The following is a 17,000-nucleotide window of genomic DNA, read 5'->3' as shown; positions in this document are numbered from 1 at the left end:
TGGCAGAATATATTGGTGTTAATTTGCCATATTAGCATTAGCATGAATTTTTGTTGGGACGAGGAGACGTGTTATGTCAAACAGAGACGACGAATACTACGAGAGAGATAGTCGCAGACCATCTCGCAGAACCGATGACAGATACGACGATCGCTATGATGATAGATACGACGATCGCTATGATGACAGATATGATGATCGCTACGACGATTATGAAGACAGACCAAGGAGAAGCTCACAGGGATCAGCAAGATCAGCATCAGGCAGATCAGCTTCAGGATCATCAAGAGATCCACGCAGAACTTCTTCATCAAGAGGATCAGCTTCAAGAAGTTCATCTTCAAGACCTTCTTCATCAAGACCATCATCTTCAAGAGGCGGAAACGGCAGAGGAAACGGTGGTAACGGAAGAGGCGGTAACGGTGGAAACGGCAAGAAAAAGAACAACAAGAAGGCAATAATCCTTCTGGTAGCAGAAATGCTCCTTGCCTGCGTACTTGTATATGTTGCTTACACTCTTTTCTTCAAGGTTGACGTAACTAAGGTTGGTAAGGTTAACCTTAACGAGGAAGCAATCACACAGAGTATCAGTGAGACCGTTGTAAACGATGAGAAGATGAAGGGATACACCAATATCGCACTCTTTGGTGTTGATGCCCGTGACGAGCAGCTGACCAAGAATACAAGATCCGACTCCATCATCATTGCATCTATCAACAATGATACCGGAGAGGTTAAGCTCTGCTCAGTTTACCGTGATACTTACCTTAACTTAAGTAACGATACTTACACCAAGTGTAACGCAGCTTACGCTCAGGGTGGTCCCGAGCAGGCTATTTCAATGCTCAACATGAACCTGGATATGGATATTTCCGACTTCATCACTATCGGATTCAGAGGTCTTACAGACGTTGTTGACGCCCTTGGCGGAGTAACGATCGATGTTACAGACGCAGAGATCTCTCACCTTAACAACTACCAGTCCACAATGGCTCAGGAGCTCAAGCTCAATTACACACCTGTGACCAGCGCAGGAGTTCAGACTCTTAACGGACTTCAGGCAACAGCTTACTGCCGTATCAGATACACAGCAGGCGATGACTTCAGACGTGCAGAGAGACAGAGAACAGTCCTTATGGCTTGCCTTGAGAAGGCACAGGGTATGAGCTACTCACAGCTCGAGACAGTTGCCAACAACGCATTCAAAGAGACTTACACATCACTTGATATCTCTGAGATCCTTGATATGCTCAAGAACGTTGCCAAGTACAGGGTTGTTGATAACAACGGATTCCCTTACGAGGAGATGCGTGCAACAGGAACCATGGGTAAGGCAGGAAGCTGCGTACTTCCGGTTGACCTTCAGAGCAACGTTAAGTGGCTCCACAAGTTCCTCTTCAATGATGAGAACTACGAGCCTTCTGCAGATGTTCAGAAGTACAGCGACAAGATCAAGGGTGATGTAAGCAAGTACATCGGCTGATCTTAATGCTTTAATACAGATTTTATGGGGCTGGGTTCATATGAGCCCGGCCCTTAATTCTTCTTTATCTATTTGAGGGAAAAGAATGAGTACCGTAGATATCATTATTCCTACTTATAAACCGGATATAGCTCTTTTGCGCCTGATCGATGATCTGGAGAGGCAGTCACTTCGCCCATCAAAGATTATCATCATGAACACCGAGGAAAAATACTGGAAAGAGCTACTGTCAAAATCAAGGGAAAATCCACAGGAAAAATATGATAACATAGTAGTGGAGCATGTGACTAAGGCTTCGTTCGATCACGGAGAGACCAGAAATTTGGGCGTTAAGCACTCGGATTCGGAGTTCTTTCTGATGATGACACAGGATGCCTTCCCAAGGGATAAAATGCTTATTTCAAGCCTTGTGAAAGCATTTGAGGACAGTGATGTGGCAGCAGCCTATGCAAGACAGTACCCAAAGACAGACTGTAATCTTGCTGAGCGCTACTCCCGCAAGTTTAACTACCCGAACGAGCCCATGAAAAAGACACAGAAAGACCTTCCGCGTCTCGGAATAAAGACCTACTTTTGTTCCAATGTCTGTGCCATGTACAGGCGCTCCGTGTTTGATGAGATAGGGGGATTTACCCACAGGACCATCTTCAACGAGGATATGGTCTATGCAGGAAATATCTGCCAGAAGGGCTACGCTATAAGTTATGTGCCTGAGGCAGGAGTTATACATTCCCACAACTACACCTGTGCCCAGCAGTTCCACAGAAACTTTGACATCGGTGTTTCACAGACAGACCATCCTGAGATCTTCGGCTCCATCAGGTCAGAAACTGAGGGTAAAAAGATGGTATCTGAGACAATAGGGCACTTCAGACAGGTCGGCAAGGCTTATCTCATCCCTCATTACATCGTAATGTGTGGCTGCAGATGGCTCGGCTACAAGCTTGGCAGAAACTATAAGAAGCTGCCGAAAGGTCTTTTACCCAAGCTATCTCTTAATAAGGAGTATTGGCTTACCGATAGGACCTAACGAGGTATTATCAAATGGAATTAGATTTATCAGGAATGGACGTCAAGATATCCGACGACATGAATTCATGGGAGGAAGTAAACCTCCTCTACAACGCTGCACTTAAGCAGATGCAGACCAAGATCGAGATCCTCAACGACGAGTTCCAGGAGGTTCACAAGTACAACCCCATCGAGCACGTTAAATACAGGGTCAAGGTCCCCGAGAGCATCGTCAAGAAATTAAAGAGAAACGGCTATGAGTCCACCATCGAGAACATGGTGCGCTATGTCAACGATATAGCCGGAATCCGTATTATCTGCTCATTTACATCAGATATTTACAGGATTGCCGATATGATCAGCAATCAGAAGGATATACAGGTTCATACCATCAAGGACTACATCATGAACCCCAAGCCCAGCGGATACAGAAGCTATCACATGATAGTCTCTCTCCCTGTCTATCTCTCAGACAAGATTGTAAACGTCAAGGTTGAGATCCAGATAAGGACCGTTGCCATGGACTTCTGGGCATCCCTTGAGCACAAGATCCAGTATAAATTCGAGGGAAAGGCTCCGGCTCACATCAATTCGGAGCTCCATGAATGTGCCACAATGGTGGCTAATCTTGATGCAAGAATGCTCTCTCTGAATGAGGAGATCCTTGCGATAGAGAAGGAATTATAATCCCTGGGGGATAAAAACCCCCATTAATGAGGAGTGGGTAGACACATCGCTGCGCCTACCCTATTATGAAAAAATCTATCTTTCGTTATTAACATGATGACTTGCTCTTGACTGTAGTATAAATATACAGGAAAATTATGAATAAATTATGAACTGAGCATGAACAAATAGTAAAAGTAGCTAATAAATCTCTTTTAATCATTATATTCTTGTATATATTGCATAATAAATGATAAGCTTATGTGGATAAAACATCAGTGGATTACATGATTACATCAGAGGAGTAAGCGAAAATGTTGGGAGGAAAAATTGTGGAGAACTTTATGGACAAGCTTGCAGAGAAAATAGGTGCACAGGACATAATAAGAGCCAATGCACAGGCAGAAGCTATGGAAGCTGAGAGAACCAGGCAGGAGGCAGAGCAGTTCAAGCTCCAGCTTGAGGAACTGCGCGCCAATGAAAAGGAGCACAGGGCAGCCATCGAGGATGCAAGAAATTCCATTCAGGAAACCGGCAAGACCGTAGCAGCTCTCACAGAGAGATTGGAACAAAGCGAAACCCAGGTACACGATGTAGGTGTACAGGTATATAGAAACGTCCAGGCCGTAGTAGAAAAAGGCCAGGAAAAGAGCCTTGATGAGTTTAAAGAGGTTAAGCACAAAATAGAGTCTGTTCAGGTAGCAGTAGAGACCAAGAACAGCGCGCTTCTTCCCCTTCTTATCATCACTCTCTTAGTAGCAGGCGCAGACCTGGTACTCAATATTCTTAGAATTTTAGGTGTTTTATAAATGAGTTTTAGCAATACTGTATTTCGCCGCAAGATCAAGGTATGGTTTTTGCAGTCAGCACTGGTGATAATCGTAGCTTGGATCCTGTTTATGCCCAGCTTTGTTAAGTTTGAAAGGGGCGGCGACAATATTTTTACCGTAAAATTAAATGACGTAGTGGTAGGAATAGCAGGCTCTGAAGAGGAGGCTTACGAGGCCTACAGAGATGCAAGGCGTTCCATCGCATCAAGTGACGGAGAGCTGGTTCTTGCCAAGGCAGACCTTAACATAGAAGGAAGCAACGTTCTCTGGGGCACTGTAGACTCTGTCTCTTCCATGTCAAAAGAGATGTCGGCGGTCCTTAAGGCGAATCTCAGGAGCACACTCAACAGATCCTATTCCATCAAGATCAACGAGTTTGCAGTCAATCTCGCAAGCACCGACGATGTAATGAAGCTTCTTTCGACAGCTCTTTCAAACTATGATGAAGAAGGGCTCTACGATGTTAATCTGATCCTTGATACAGATCGTGAGGTTAACGTTCTTACGCCTCAGGTCCTTAGCAAGGAAGAGGTTAAGAAGGAAGAAGAGATAGCAGAGACTTCCCTTCCTCAGGCAGGTTTCCAGGCTGAGATCACACAGATCGTCAACGAGGCTAAGCCCCTTGCCTATGACAAGGATTTCTCAGACTACGATCTTGGACTTATGAGCATGGACTTTGCCGACAAGGTTGAGATCGTGGAGAGTTATCTTCCCGACAGCGAGATCACTGACCTTGCAACAGCCATCGACGAAGTTACCAAGGACAAAGAGACCAACCAGATCTACGAGGTTCAGTCCGGCGATACCCTTGGAACCATCGCCATGAAGTTCGGTCTTACTGTCGATGACCTTGTTAACATGAACGAACAGCTCGAGAGTGAGCGCACCATGATAAGGGTACAGGATAACTTGATCGTTACTGTTCCTGAGCCCGAACTCTCAGTTAACTATACAATTCAGGAATACTACGAAGAGGACTATGAGGCTGAGGTTCAGTATGTCGACAACGACAGCTGGTACACAACCCAGACCAAGGTTCTTCAGGAGCCGTCAGCCGGACACAGAAAGGTTGTCGCTCTGGTTTCATATATGGATAACAGCGAGATAGGGCGCGAGATTGAGAAGGAAGAAGTCACCTACAAGGCTGTTCCCAAGATCGTTGAGAGAGGAACCATCGTTCCACCTACATATATCAAGCCTATTTCCGGTGGAAGACTTACCTCCGGATTTGGTAAAAGAAATCGTCCCACCAAGGGAGCAAGCTCCTATCACAAGGGTGTTGACTGGGCTACTCCTGTCGGAACTTCTGTTGTTGCTTCATCTTCCGGTGTTGTTACAAGAGCCGGTTGGGGAAGCGGATACGGATACTGTGTATACATAAGGCATCCGGACGGCAGAGAGACCAGATATGGACACTTAAGTAAAGTCCTGGTTTCAGTTGGACAGTCGGTTTCACAGGGACAGAGAATTGCTCTCTCAGGTAATACAGGTGTATCTACGGGACCTCACCTTCACTTTGAGATTTTGGTGGGTGGAAGTCAGGTTAACCCGCTTAATTACTTGAACTAAACTATCGGTTTTACAAATACACATTATTGTGGTATAACTAATATTTGTTCAAGAAAAAGAAGAGAGATACCTATGGAAAAATACGTGATAAAAGGCGGAAATCCGCTGGTTGGCGAGGTTGAGATCGGCGGAGCCAAGAACGCTGCACTGGCAATCCTTGCAGCAGCAACCATGACGGATGAGACTGTCTATATAGATAATATGCCGGACGCCTCCGATACCAATGCAATGCTTCAGGCTATCGAGAGCATAGGCGCATTTGTTGAGCGCACAGGCAGACATTCTGTGAAGATCAATGCTTCTCAGATCAAAAACCATACAATTGAAAATGATTATATCAAGAAGATCAGGGCAGGCTATTACCTCCTTGGTGCTCTTCTTGGTAAGTATAAGGATGCCGGAGTTGCACTTCCCGGTGGCTGTCACATCGGCCTTCGTCCTATCGACCAGCATATCAAGGGCTTTACTGCTCTTGGAGCCAAGGTCAACATCCAGAACATCATCTATGCCAAGGCTGATAAGCTTGTAGGAAGCCACATCTACCTCGATGTTGTCAGCGTAGGTGCTACCATCAACATCATGATGGCGGCTGTAATGGCTGAGGGCAAGACCATCATCGAGAACGCAGCCAAGGAGCCACACGTCGTTGATATCGCGAACTTCCTCAACAGCATGGGAGCTAATATCAAGGGCGCAGGTACCGATGTCATCAGGATCAAGGGAGTTGAGAAGCTCCACGGAACTGAGTATACGATCATTCCCGATCAGATAGAGGCCGGAACCTTCATGATGGCTGCAGCAGCAACCATGGGTGATGTAACAGTCAAGAACGTCATCCCCAAGCACCTTGAGTCCATCAGTGCCAAGCTTGTAGAGATGGGATGCCAGATCCACGAGTCTGACGACGAGGTCAGAGTTGTGGCTGCCAAGAGACTTAAGAACACACATGTTAAGACCCTGCCATATCCGGGATATCCCACAGATATGCAGCCACAGATCACCGTGGCACTTGGTCTTGCAAGTGGTATCAGTATAGTAACAGAGAGTATTTTTGAGAGCCGCTTTAAATATGTTGATGAGCTCACAAGAATGGGAGCTTCCATCAAGGTAGAGGGTAGCACAGCCATCATCGAGGGTGTCGAGAGATACACCGGCGCAACGGTTTCAGCTCCTGACCTTAGGGCAGGTGCAGCGCTTGTTATCGCAGCCCTCACAGCAGAAGGCTACTCAACAATAGAGGATATCAAGTACATCGAGAGAGGATATGAGGACTTTGAGGTCAAGTTAAGAGGCCTTGGTGCTCAGATCGAGAAAGTAGATGATGACAGAGATATCCAGAAGTTTAAACTGAAGAACGCATAAAGCGCATTATAATAGCCTGACATGCTTAGCATGCCAGGCTTTCTTTTTGTTCAGATGATCTCTTGAATATACACTCCCGGGCATTTCGACAGATCAATGTAGTCATTGCCCACCTTGATCGTAGGCCTTGAGAGGTGTGAACTGTTTATAAATATGATCTCGCCGACTTCGCCTGTATTAAGGCGTACGGTGTTGAGAAGATATGTGTTTACTATATTGTTGAGGAAGCACATGATCATCTCCGGATCATATCTCTGGAAACCTTCTTCTTCAAACATTGAGATCGCGATGAACGGACACAAAGGGCCGCGGTAGTATCTTGAGCTTGTCATGGCATCATATACATCTGCAATGGCAACGGCCTTGGCGAACTTATCGATCTGAGGCCCTTTTAATCTCAAGGGATATCCCGTTCCGTCGCATCTCTCATGATGCATGAGGGCGGCGTTCTTAACATGTGCGCTGATATTCAGCGCCTTCATGGCTTCATATCCCTTCTGGGGATGAGTCTTGATCATGTTATACTCATCATCTGTCAGAGCACCGGGCTTGGTTATGATCGTATCAGGAATCAGGAGTTTGCCGATATCATGGAAAAGACCTGCCTGAGTAGCTAACTCTATCTCTGCCTCATCCCATCTAAGCCACTGAGCAATTATATTGGTGATGAGGGCCACATTGATGCAGTGTGTATATGTGGCATCATCATAAAGTCTTAGGTTGTGGAGCATGTCAAAGATGTTTGCGGTGGTTCTGCCCTCGCTCAGCAGCGAGTAGATGGGCGTCATCATATCATCAATATCAAGATCTTCATTGCCCTTTAGGATATCACTGATGGTGTGCTCGAATTTACTAGCGCACTGCTCAAAGTCCTGCTTGAACTCCTTGAAGGCCTCTGACTGCTTTAAACGCTCAGCATAAGTAAGCCCTGCATCGGCGCTGTTATCTGCAGCTTCCTTGGGCTGGACCTCTTCAATAGGTACGTCTATTATTGAGTAGAATGCAAGTCTGGCAATGTCTTTGTCATTAAGTACGGTTCCCTTGTCCATGAGTTTGGTGTGGGAATCGTAGGTAAACACATCACTTGCCAGAATCATTCCGGGTAAAAGTTTTTTTGTGAGTACTCTCTTCATTGTCCCTCGCAAAAAGAATATACGTCAAAACGTAGATATATGTATTATTATAAATCCTTGACAGTACACTCGGCAAGGGATAGTATTTTACTAGAAAAAATAATTCTTCGGGGCAGGGTGCAATTCCCAACCGGCGGTATAGTCCGCGAACTGCTTGATCTTCAAGTGGCCGACTTGGTGAAATTCCAAGACCGACAGTATAGTCTGGATGAGAGAAGAGTGTTGAGCACGAGCTGAGGTTCTCGAAGCCGTGCAAGTAAGTCATTATTAATTCCCACTTTATCTCTCCTTCAAATCAAATAAAAATTCACCCGATGAGAAAGAAGGAGAAAAAATGAACAATCTAAAAGAAACAATCGCAAACATCACCGGAGCGCCCGGACGTTTCGCAGCACTTTTGCTACTTATCGTAGTGGCATTTGTTATTGCGTACCTGGCCGAGAAGCTCGCAAGAAAGCAGGAGCTTGAAAAGACCGGAACCGTAGAAGCAATGTTCAGCACAAGAAAGATCGCCATCATAGGTGTCTTTTCCGCAATTGCCTTCGTGCTGATGCTCCTTGAGTTCCCGCTTCCCATTGCACCTCCATTCTACAAATTTGACTTCAGCGATATTCCCGCTCTTATCGGCGGATTCGCAGCAGGTCCCATGGTTGCAGTGATGATCGAGTTCATCAAGGTAACATTAAACGTCCTTATCCAGGGACCTACACCGGGATTTGTAGGTGAGATCGCAAACTTCTGCGTTGGAGCAGCTTTCGTAATTCCTGCAACAGTCATCTACAGATTCAAGAAGACCAGAAAGGTTGCCCTTATCAGCTGCATCACAGGAACACTTTGCATCGCGATCGTAGGATCAACCTTAAATGCATTCTTCCTGCTTCCTGCATACGCAATCGCATACGGCTGCGACATCAGCGTATTCATTGAGGCCGGAACAGCCATCAATCCTCTTGTAACCAACGTATTTACTTTCTGTGCAATCTGCGTAGCACCTTTCAACCTCTTAAAGGGTGCAGTAGACAGCGCACTTACATTCCTTGTTTACAAGCAGCTCAGCCCTATCCTTAAGACCACTCCCATGGCAGTTCGCAAGAGAGTAGCTAAGGCAGAAGAGGCATAATACAAATACAACCAAATAACGCATACCTCGAAGCGCTGCGGAATCTACCCGCAGCGTTTCTTTTGTGATATTATAAAAGTGGTTTAGTTTGTGCATACGGGGGTTTTTATGGAAATCGTAACCAGACATGAGACAAATAGTGCTAGAGAGACCTTCGAGATCGGAAGAAGGATTGGAGAGAGCGCGACTCCGGGAATGGTCTACACCCTTATAGGAGACCTGGGCGTTGGCAAGACCGTGCTGACCCAGGGCGTGGCAGCAGGGCTTGGCATCCTTGGACCTGTAAGTTCACCGACCTTTACCATACTTCAGGTCTATGACGAGGGTAGGATTCCGTTCTATCACTTCGATGTCTACAGGATCGGCGATATCAGTGAGATGGACGAGATCGGCTACGAGGACTACTTCTACGGCGACGGCGTCTGCTTTGTTGAATGGGCCAACCTTATAGAGGAGCTGCTTCCCGAGCACTACACAGAGATTGTTATTGAAAAGAACCTTGAGAAGGGCCTTGATTACAGGCTCATCACCATGACAAGGCACTAAGCCATATTAATAACAGGAACACAGATTATGAAAATACTAGCAATAGACACTTCGGGACTGGTTGCAACCGTTGCCATCACTGACGGCGACTTACTTAAAGCCCAGTTCTCAATACAACATAAGACAACACATTCAGAGATTCTGATGCCCATGTTAAAAGACATGACGGACAAGATAGGGCTTGACCTTAGTACAATTGATGCAATAGCTGTCGCGAAAGGTCCCGGCTCTTTTACCGGACTTCGCATAGGCTCTGCCACAGCCAAGGGACTGGCGCTGGCTCTTGATAAGCCCATCATCCCTATTCCCACAGTGGACGGTCTTGCCTACAACCTCTACGGCAACGAGAAGATCATCTGTCCTATGATGGATGCAAGGCGCAGTCAGGTTTACACAGGAATATATACCTTCGTACCAAGCCCAACTGAGGAGAAGAACTCTGAGCAAGGCTTTGATATGCGTGTAATTAAGAAGCAGTACGCTGCTTCCGTTGATGATGTCATCGCAGAGCTGAACAGCATCGGCAAGAGCGTTGTACTTCTCGGCGACGGCGTTCCCGTATACCATGACAAGCTTGAACAGGGCCTTAAGGTGCCCTTCACCGTAGCACCTCTGCATATGAACCGCCAGAGCGCAGCATCTCTTGCAGCCCTGGCTCTTAAGTACGCTGCAGACGGCAGGTTCGTATCCTCCGATGAGTTTGCTCCCGATTATCTTCGCCTGTCTCAGGCAGAGCGCGAGTCTCTGGAAAAAGAGGGATCGGATTCCGTTTCAGCTTCAGAGAAGAGGGCAGCAGCCCACAGCACACCGGGCAAAGTCCGCATAAGGCCTATGACCGCCGAGGATGTTGAGGATGCCTGGAAGCTTGAACAGATAAACCTTGGCAAGGAAGCCTGGACGCAGAAACAGCTCCTTGATGCCATGACAAGAGACGACACCATATACCTTGTTGCAGAGATGGCCGGCAGGATCGTGGGACTCTGCGGAGTTCAGAACATCTCCGGCGAAGGTGAAGTCACCAATGTCTCGGTTTCAGGCGATGTCCGCAGAGAAGGCTGTGGCTACAAGATGGTCAAGCAGCTCCTTGAAAGAGGCAAGGGCATTGGGATCAAGGACTATACGCTGGAAGTCAGAGCCCAGAATGCGCCTGCCATAAAACTTTATGAGAAGCTTGGATTTAAGAGCGAAGGCGTTCGCCCGGGATTTTACGATGATCCCAAGGACGACGCAGTGATTTATTGGAAGAGAGAAGAGAATTAATGATAGATGTATGCCTACTGGGAACCGGCGGAATGATGCCACTCCCCAACAGACTTCTCACAGCACTTCTTGTGAGATATAACGGCAAGTGCATCCTCATCGACTGTGGTGAGGGAACACAGATTGCCATGAAGAAAAAGGGCCTTAGCGCCAAGCCTATAGACGTAATGTGCTTTACCCATTACCATGCGGACCACATCTCGGGACTTCCCGGAATGCTGCTGACCATGGGAAATGCAGAGCGCACGGAGCCACTCCTTATGGTCGGCCCTAAGGGGCTTGAGAAGGTGGTAAACAGCCTTCGCACAATCGCGCCGGAGCTGCCCTTTGAAATTAAGTTCAAAGAGATTAATGGAGACGAGATGTCTTTTGACTTGGAAGGCATGCCTGAATTCACGATTACAGCCTTCAAGGTTAACCACAATATTACCTGCTACGGATATACCATGAACCTGCGCCGTCAGGGCAAGTTCAATGTGGAAGCCGCCCAGGAGAAGGGAATTCCCAGAGACTTCTGGAACAGTCTTCAAAAGGGCGAAACCGTGACAACTGATGATGGGATCACCTACACACCGGACATGGTTCTCGGAGAGGAGAGAAAGGGCATCAAGCTCACCTACAGTACGGATTCAAGGCCCACCGACAGCATAGTAAGAAACGCTGCCGGGTCAGACTTGTTTATCTGCGAGGGAATGTACGGCGAGCCTGACAAGATCCAGAAGGCCAAGGAATACAAGCACATGACCTTCTACGAGGCAGCCAAAATGGCCAGGGACGCCGAGGTAAAAGAGATGTGGCTTACCCACTACAGCCCATCCCTTGTAAATCCCATGGAGTTCATGCCGGATACAAAGAAGATCTTTCCTAATACCATTGCAGCCAAGGACGGACGAAGCTGCACCCTTAGATTTACCGAATAAGAAGGAGGAAGTATGGAAAAAGGCAGTGTCGGATCAGCGGTACTTAAATCGATTGTTCTGATCGTGCTCGGAGCGATGATCGTTCTGGGTGTCTATATGATGCTCACCAGGACCAGGAAGCAGCCGGCCAAGGATGAGGACTACGTCATCACGGTAGTGGACGAGATCACAACCACCAACCTTGAAAAGAGCTATCCCGCCAGCGCAAGAAAGGTCGTTGAGCTCTACGCCAAGATCATGCAGACTCTTTACAGAGAGACCTATGACGATGACCAGAGAGATGCCATGATCGCAGTGCTTAAGGGACTTATGGATGATGAGCTTCTTGCTTCCAACGAGAATTTCGAGGGAAGCATCAGGATCGAGGTCACCAGCAGAAAAGCGCAGCAGTACTCAATCCCTGCATATGTCGTTCAGACAAAAGAGCCTGAGGAGGTTGTGGTGGATGGTCGCAAGATGTGCAGCTGTGACTGCCTCTTTAACATAAGAAATGCAACAACCCCGACTTACTCGAATTACTATACATTTATCCTGAGAAGGGATCAAACCACAAACAACTGGAAGATCCTTGGATGGACACAGAGGGAAGAATCAGATGATTGAATATCATGCAGACGACTATGGGATGTTCAGGACCCAGAGCCGTCATATAATCGACTGTTACCACAATGGAGCTTTAAATGGTATCAGCATCATGCCAAACAGTCCATACCTTGCTGAGTGCATGGATGAAATAAAAGACTTTAAGAAAAAGATTGCAATAACCGTGCACTTAAACCTCGTGGAGGGACAGCCCCTGACCGGCGCTAAGGCTTCAAAGCTCATCGACGGAGACGGGAATTTCAGCATCGGCTTTGGGAAGCTTTTACTTGTAGGCTTCGTGCCGGTACTTCGCAGGATCTACTATCGCCAGATAAGACGAGAGATGGAAGCGCAGATCCTCTCCTGCAGAGAGTACATGAACGACGGCAAATTCAGACTCGACGGACACGTTCACTACCACATGCTCCCACTGGTCTTTGATGCAATCATGGATGTTGTTAAGGAGCATAACCTGGAGGTTTCCTATATCAGGTTCCCAAGGGAAGACCTTAATCTCTATCGCAAGGTCTCCGGTAAGATAAAGGGCATAAAGCTCATCAATATAGTCAAGGTTCTTGTGCTGAACACCCTTGCAAATCGCAATGAGAGAAAGTATGAAGATATGCTCGTCAGCCTCGGCGTTCAGAGGAAGTTTTTCATGGGAGTCATGCTCTCGGGCCATATGTTCTATGACAATGTAAAAGAGTGCATCCCTGTGGCAGCAGACATCATGGCAGATAAGGGGCTTCAGGATATGGAGATATTATTCCATCCCGGAGACGTGACAGATATTACCGAGGTTTCACAGATCACAAGCAAAGATGATCTGGATTTTCTTAATGAAAATAGCGTTAACAGACAAAAAGAGGCTGAGGCCCTTGTTAAATTTGGCGGCGGATTAAAGAGATAATTATATGAAGATAGATAAGAATGTAGAAAACGACGGCGTGATCTTCATGTCGATAAAAGAGAATGATGAGAGAGCACAGGAAACCGGAAGCGAGGGTGATGTAACCATCCTTGCCATTGAGAGCTCCTGCGATGAGACTGCAGCTGCAGTTGTCAGAAACGGACGCGAAGTCCTCTCCAACATCATTTCATCACAGATCGCGCTCCATACCATCTACGGCGGAGTTGTTCCGGAGATCGCATCCAGAAAGCACGTCGAGAAGATCAACGGCTGCATAAGAGCAGCTTTGGACGAAGCGGGAGTTACGCTTGATGACATCGACGCAGTAGCAGTAACCTACGGCCCCGGCCTTGTAGGTGCTCTTTTGGTGGGAGTCTCCGCGGCAAAAGCAATCTCTTTTGCCAAAAACAAGCCACTTATCGGAGTCCACCACATAGAGGGTCATATCAGCGCAAACTTCATCGAGAACAAAGACCTTGAGCCACCTTTCGTGTGTCTTGTGGTATCGGGAGGTCACTCTCACCTTGTAGTGGTCAAGGACTACGGCGAGTATGACATAATCGGTCAGACCAGAGACGACGCGGCGGGAGAGGCTTTTGACAAGGTGGCAAGAGCCATCGGCCTTGGCTATCCCGGAGGCCCCAAGATTGACAAAGCAGCAAGGGAAGGAAATCCCGATGCTTTCGTATTCCCTCAGGCCAAGATCGAGGGTGCGGAGTACGATTTCTCTTTCTCCGGACTTAAGTCCGCAGTACTAAACCTCATCAATCAGGCCAAGATGCAGGGACAGGAGCTCAACCAGGTAGACATCGCAGCTTCATTCCAGAAGGCAGTAGTAGAGGTCCTCGCCGGACATGCAATCCGCGCCTGCAAGGAATACGGCATGAACAAGCTTGCCATCGCCGGAGGAGTTGCTTCCAACACTGCACTTCGCGAGCTTTTGGAAAAAGAGTGCGCGGCCAATAATATCGAATTCTACAGGCCAAGTCCTGTTTTATGCACCGACAATGCGGCAATGATCGGTGCAGCAGCATACTATGAATACAGAAAAGGCGTCAGGTTCGGACTGGACATGAACGCAGTTCCAAACCTTCCGCTGGGTGATCGCGAGAGACGTTTCCACGGCAGAGCCAGCCGTCTGGATGCGCTTGAGCGGGATTTTGGAGGACGAAGATGAAGACAGTTGCGGTAGTTCTGGCAGCAGGCTCCGGCAGCAGAATGCAGTCGGATGTCAAGAAGCAGTACATGGAGATCGGAGGAAAGCCTCTTATTTACTATTCTCTCAAGGCTTTTGAGGAGAGCATCATCGACGACATCGTTCTGGTGGTCTCAAGAGGCGACGTTTCCTATGTGACAAAAGAAATCGTGGAGAAATATAAGTTTGATAAGGTTACGGCGGTTGTTGAAGGCGGACTTGCAAGATACCACAGCGTAAGGCTCGGACTTCAGGCAGCAGCTGCAGATTGCGACTATGCCTTTATCCACGATGGTGCAAGACCTTTCATAAACAGAGACATTATTCTGAGGGCACTTCAGGCTGTTAAGGAATACAAGGCCTGCGTAGTTGGTATGCCTGCCAAGGACACCATCAAGATCGCTGACGAAAAGGGCTTTGCAGCTTCAACCCCGGACAGAAATCTTATGTGGACTATTCAGACTCCGCAGTGTTTCTCTTATAAGATGATACTGGATCTCTATCAGAGACTCGATCGTGAGGAGGGCGACCTCATGGCCAAGGGCATCAACTTCACCGACGATGCCATGGTTGTTGAGTATTACACAGACACAAAGGTCAAGCTCGTAGAGGGCTCCTACGATAATATCAAGATCACTACACCAGAGGATATCGCCGTAGCAGAGGCAATCCTTGGAAGGAAATAAGGATAGGTTACATGGATAGCGAAAGAAAAAGAGTTCTGATGGTGGGTCCTGACAGGGGCGTCCACGGCGGAATCGCTGCTATAGTTAACAACTACTATGAGGCCGGCCTTGATAAAAAGGTCGACCTCAAATATATAGGAACAATGAAAGAGGGAAGCAGGGGCAAGAAGTTTTTGGTAGCTGCCGCTGCTTACTTTAAGTTTTTGTGCTCTCTTTCATGGTGCGATGTTGTGCATGTTAACGCCTCCTCAGACAGCAGCATCATGAGGAAGTCTTTCTTTATAAGAGCAGCCTATCGACGCAACAAAAAGATCGTGCTCCATCAGCATGGTGGTGATTTCAAGAATTACTTCGAGAACCAGATAAGCGATAAGAGAAGAGCGTATCTTAAGTCTATTCTTGATATGGCAGATGTGATGCTGGTTCTGACCCCTTCCTGGAAGGAGTATTTCTCTAATTTGACTGATTCCGGAAAGATCAAAGTCTTCCCCAACTGCGTTGCGGTTAAAAGAGATATCTCTTTTGCTGAAGGCGTGGAGTCTTGCAGGGATATGAATAAGCTTCTCTTTCTGGGACGTATTTGTAAGGATAAGGGCATTGATGAACTTCTGGATGCCGTTACGGAGATTGGACGCGAAAACAAGGATGTAAAGCTTTATATAGGTGGAATTTACGAAGAGGAGAGCTACAGAAAGAGGATAGAAGGTAACAATCTGGTTGAGTTCCTGGGATGGATCTCGGGAGAAGAGAAGGAGAAGTACCTGGGCGAATGTGGCATCTTCGTGCTTCCTTCGTACTATGAAGGCTTCCCGGTGTCAGTCCTTGAGGCTATGGCAGGCGGCTGTGTTGTAGTAGCCAGCGAGGTTGGGGGCATTCCTGATGTGGTGACAGATGGAGAAACAGGCGTGCTTGTGCCTCCTAAGGATCCGGAAATGCTGAAAAATGCAGTGCTTAAGGTTATGAATGACAAGACTCTTGCCGATAAACTTAGAGTAAGCGCCTTTAAAAAAGTTGAGGAAAATTATTCGAGCAGCGCCAGTGTGGAAAGACTAGTAAATATCTACAATTCTCTGATTTGATATTTGTTATTTTGTCACAAAGCTCGTTTTTAATTTGATAAATTATAAAATAAAAGAAAAAAATTAAAAAATGTAGTTGACATCTACCCCCTGCTTTGTTAATATAAATCTTGCGCTGCGCGAGATGCCACAGCAACTCAAACAGAGCGTTATCTTATCTGAGATATATGTGGTAAGTTAACTCGGAGCGATATCGAAGCGGTCATAACGAGGCGGTCTTGAAAACCGTTTGGCGGCAACGCCACAAGGGTTCGAATCCCTTTCGCTCCGCTTAATTATGAACACGCTGCTACAACAATATAAGTTATTGTGTATCAACTATTTTGCAGAAGTACTCAAGTGGTTGAAGAGACACCCCTGGAAAGGGTGCAGGTCGTTAATAGCGGCGCGAGGGTTCAAATCCCTCCTTCTGCGTTGCCTTACGCAATCAGTAAGGGTCATAATTATAGCACCTTGACAAATAAACAGTAATGCAACCCTGAAAAATTCCAAGAGAATTATTCAGAAGTAACAAACCAAAAGTAATAACGGACAGAACGAAAGCTAACGTTTTAGTTCTGGCTGGAATTGAACTTATTTTAACGTGAGAGTTCGATCCTGGCTCAGGATGAACGCTGGCGGCGTGCCTAACACATGCAAGTCGAACGG

The 17,000-nt window shown here is 47.0% G+C and carries 16 protein-coding genes, 2 tRNA genes, 1 rRNA gene and 1 riboswitch; of the genes, 18 read left to right on the top strand and 1 reads right to left on the bottom strand.

Going from position 1 to position 17,000, the window contains the following annotated elements; all coding sequences use genetic code 11:
- Window positions 1-73 precede the first annotated feature (73 nt).
- The 6 genes from G632_RS0106225 (at window position 74) to G632_RS0106200 (ending at window position 6,921) form a co-directional block, all read left to right on the top strand.
- Window positions 74-1,483, top strand: a complete 1,410-nt coding sequence (locus G632_RS0106225) for an LCP family protein (protein WP_022768164.1) — start codon at window positions 74-76, stop codon at window positions 1,481-1,483.
- Between the two features lie 85 nt (window positions 1,484-1,568).
- Window positions 1,569-2,513: a glycosyltransferase family 2 protein gene (locus G632_RS0106220; protein ID WP_022768163.1), complete on the top strand. Its 945-nt coding sequence runs from the start codon at window positions 1,569-1,571 to the stop codon at window positions 2,511-2,513.
- Window positions 2,514-2,527: 14 nt separating this feature from the next.
- Complete coding sequence (locus G632_RS0106215) at window positions 2,528-3,181, top strand: GTP pyrophosphokinase (RefSeq protein WP_022768162.1); 654 nt, start codon at window positions 2,528-2,530, stop codon at window positions 3,179-3,181.
- Window positions 3,182-3,474: 293 nt separating this feature from the next.
- The gene (locus G632_RS0106210) at window positions 3,475-3,969 is read left to right on the top strand and encodes a hypothetical protein (RefSeq protein ID WP_022768161.1); all 495 of its coding nucleotides are present in this window, start codon (window positions 3,475-3,477) and stop codon (window positions 3,967-3,969) included.
- Complete coding sequence (locus G632_RS0106205; protein WP_022768160.1) at window positions 3,970-5,559, top strand: M23 family metallopeptidase; 1,590 nt, start codon at window positions 3,970-3,972, stop codon at window positions 5,557-5,559.
- A gap of 72 nt (window positions 5,560-5,631) precedes the next feature.
- Window positions 5,632-6,921: a UDP-N-acetylglucosamine 1-carboxyvinyltransferase gene (locus G632_RS0106200; RefSeq protein WP_022768159.1), complete on the top strand. Its 1,290-nt coding sequence runs from the start codon at window positions 5,632-5,634 to the stop codon at window positions 6,919-6,921.
- 50 nt (window positions 6,922-6,971) lie between these two features.
- On the opposite strand, the gene G632_RS0106195 is transcribed toward G632_RS0106200, so the two are convergent.
- Window positions 6,972-8,054 (bottom strand): HD-GYP domain-containing protein, encoded by a 1,083-nt coding sequence (locus tag G632_RS0106195; RefSeq protein ID WP_022768158.1) that lies wholly within the window; start codon window positions 8,052-8,054, stop codon window positions 6,972-6,974.
- 99 nt (window positions 8,055-8,153) lie between these two features.
- Window positions 8,154-8,278, top strand: a riboswitch (FMN riboswitch).
- 110 nt (window positions 8,279-8,388) lie between these two features.
- Between G632_RS0106195 and G632_RS0106190 the strand changes: the two genes are divergently transcribed.
- The 12 genes from G632_RS0106190 to G632_RS0106135 form a co-directional block, all read left to right on the top strand.
- Window positions 8,389-9,174: an ECF transporter S component gene (locus tag G632_RS0106190; protein ID WP_022768157.1), complete on the top strand. Its 786-nt coding sequence runs from the start codon at window positions 8,389-8,391 to the stop codon at window positions 9,172-9,174.
- Between the two features lie 108 nt (window positions 9,175-9,282).
- Window positions 9,283-9,720, top strand: a complete 438-nt coding sequence (gene tsaE, locus G632_RS0106185) for a tRNA (adenosine(37)-N6)-threonylcarbamoyltransferase complex ATPase subunit type 1 TsaE (RefSeq protein WP_022768156.1) — start codon at window positions 9,283-9,285, stop codon at window positions 9,718-9,720.
- A 27-nt stretch (window positions 9,721-9,747) separates the two neighbouring features.
- A complete protein-coding gene (tsaB, locus tag G632_RS21695) occupies window positions 9,748-10,980 on the top strand; it encodes a tRNA (adenosine(37)-N6)-threonylcarbamoyltransferase complex dimerization subunit type 1 TsaB (RefSeq protein WP_022768155.1) in 1,233 nt (410 codons plus the stop codon).
- Window positions 10,980-11,900, top strand: a complete 921-nt coding sequence (locus tag G632_RS0106175; RefSeq protein WP_022768154.1) for a ribonuclease Z — start codon at window positions 10,980-10,982, stop codon at window positions 11,898-11,900. The genes tsaB and G632_RS0106175 overlap by 1 nt, the downstream gene beginning before the upstream one ends.
- A 12-nt stretch (window positions 11,901-11,912) precedes the next feature.
- Window positions 11,913-12,503, top strand: coding sequence for a DUF6715 family protein (locus tag G632_RS0106170; protein WP_022768153.1), 591 nt, complete (start codon window positions 11,913-11,915; stop codon window positions 12,501-12,503).
- A complete protein-coding gene (locus G632_RS0106165) occupies window positions 12,496-13,392 on the top strand; it encodes a ChbG/HpnK family deacetylase (protein WP_022768152.1) in 897 nt (298 codons plus the stop codon). The genes G632_RS0106170 and G632_RS0106165 overlap by 8 nt, the downstream gene beginning before the upstream one ends.
- A 46-nt stretch (window positions 13,393-13,438) precedes the next feature.
- Window positions 13,439-14,569: a tRNA (adenosine(37)-N6)-threonylcarbamoyltransferase complex transferase subunit TsaD gene (gene tsaD, locus G632_RS19000; protein ID WP_051154892.1), complete on the top strand. Its 1,131-nt coding sequence runs from the start codon at window positions 13,439-13,441 to the stop codon at window positions 14,567-14,569.
- Window positions 14,566-15,273 (top strand): 2-C-methyl-D-erythritol 4-phosphate cytidylyltransferase, encoded by a 708-nt coding sequence (ispD, locus tag G632_RS0106155; RefSeq protein WP_022768150.1) that lies wholly within the window; start codon window positions 14,566-14,568, stop codon window positions 15,271-15,273. The genes tsaD and ispD overlap by 4 nt, the downstream gene beginning before the upstream one ends.
- 11 nt (window positions 15,274-15,284) lie before the next feature.
- Window positions 15,285-16,352, top strand: a complete 1,068-nt coding sequence (locus G632_RS0106150) for a glycosyltransferase family 4 protein (RefSeq protein ID WP_022768149.1) — start codon at window positions 15,285-15,287, stop codon at window positions 16,350-16,352.
- Window positions 16,353-16,536: 184 nt separating this feature from the next.
- Window positions 16,537-16,622: transfer RNA gene (locus tag G632_RS0106145), tRNA-Ser, on the top strand.
- 55 nt (window positions 16,623-16,677) lie between these two features.
- Window positions 16,678-16,766: transfer RNA gene (locus tag G632_RS0106140), tRNA-Ser, on the top strand.
- Window positions 16,767-16,931: 165 nt separating this feature from the next.
- Window positions 16,932-17,000 (top strand): 16S ribosomal RNA (locus G632_RS0106135); the annotation flags it as partial.

The organism is Butyrivibrio sp. NC2007 (assembly GCF_000421405.1).
Classification (GTDB): domain Bacteria; phylum Bacillota; class Clostridia; order Lachnospirales; family Lachnospiraceae; genus Butyrivibrio.
Note: the sequence above shows the minus strand (reverse complement) of the source record. Positions and strands in the feature narration are given on the sequence as shown.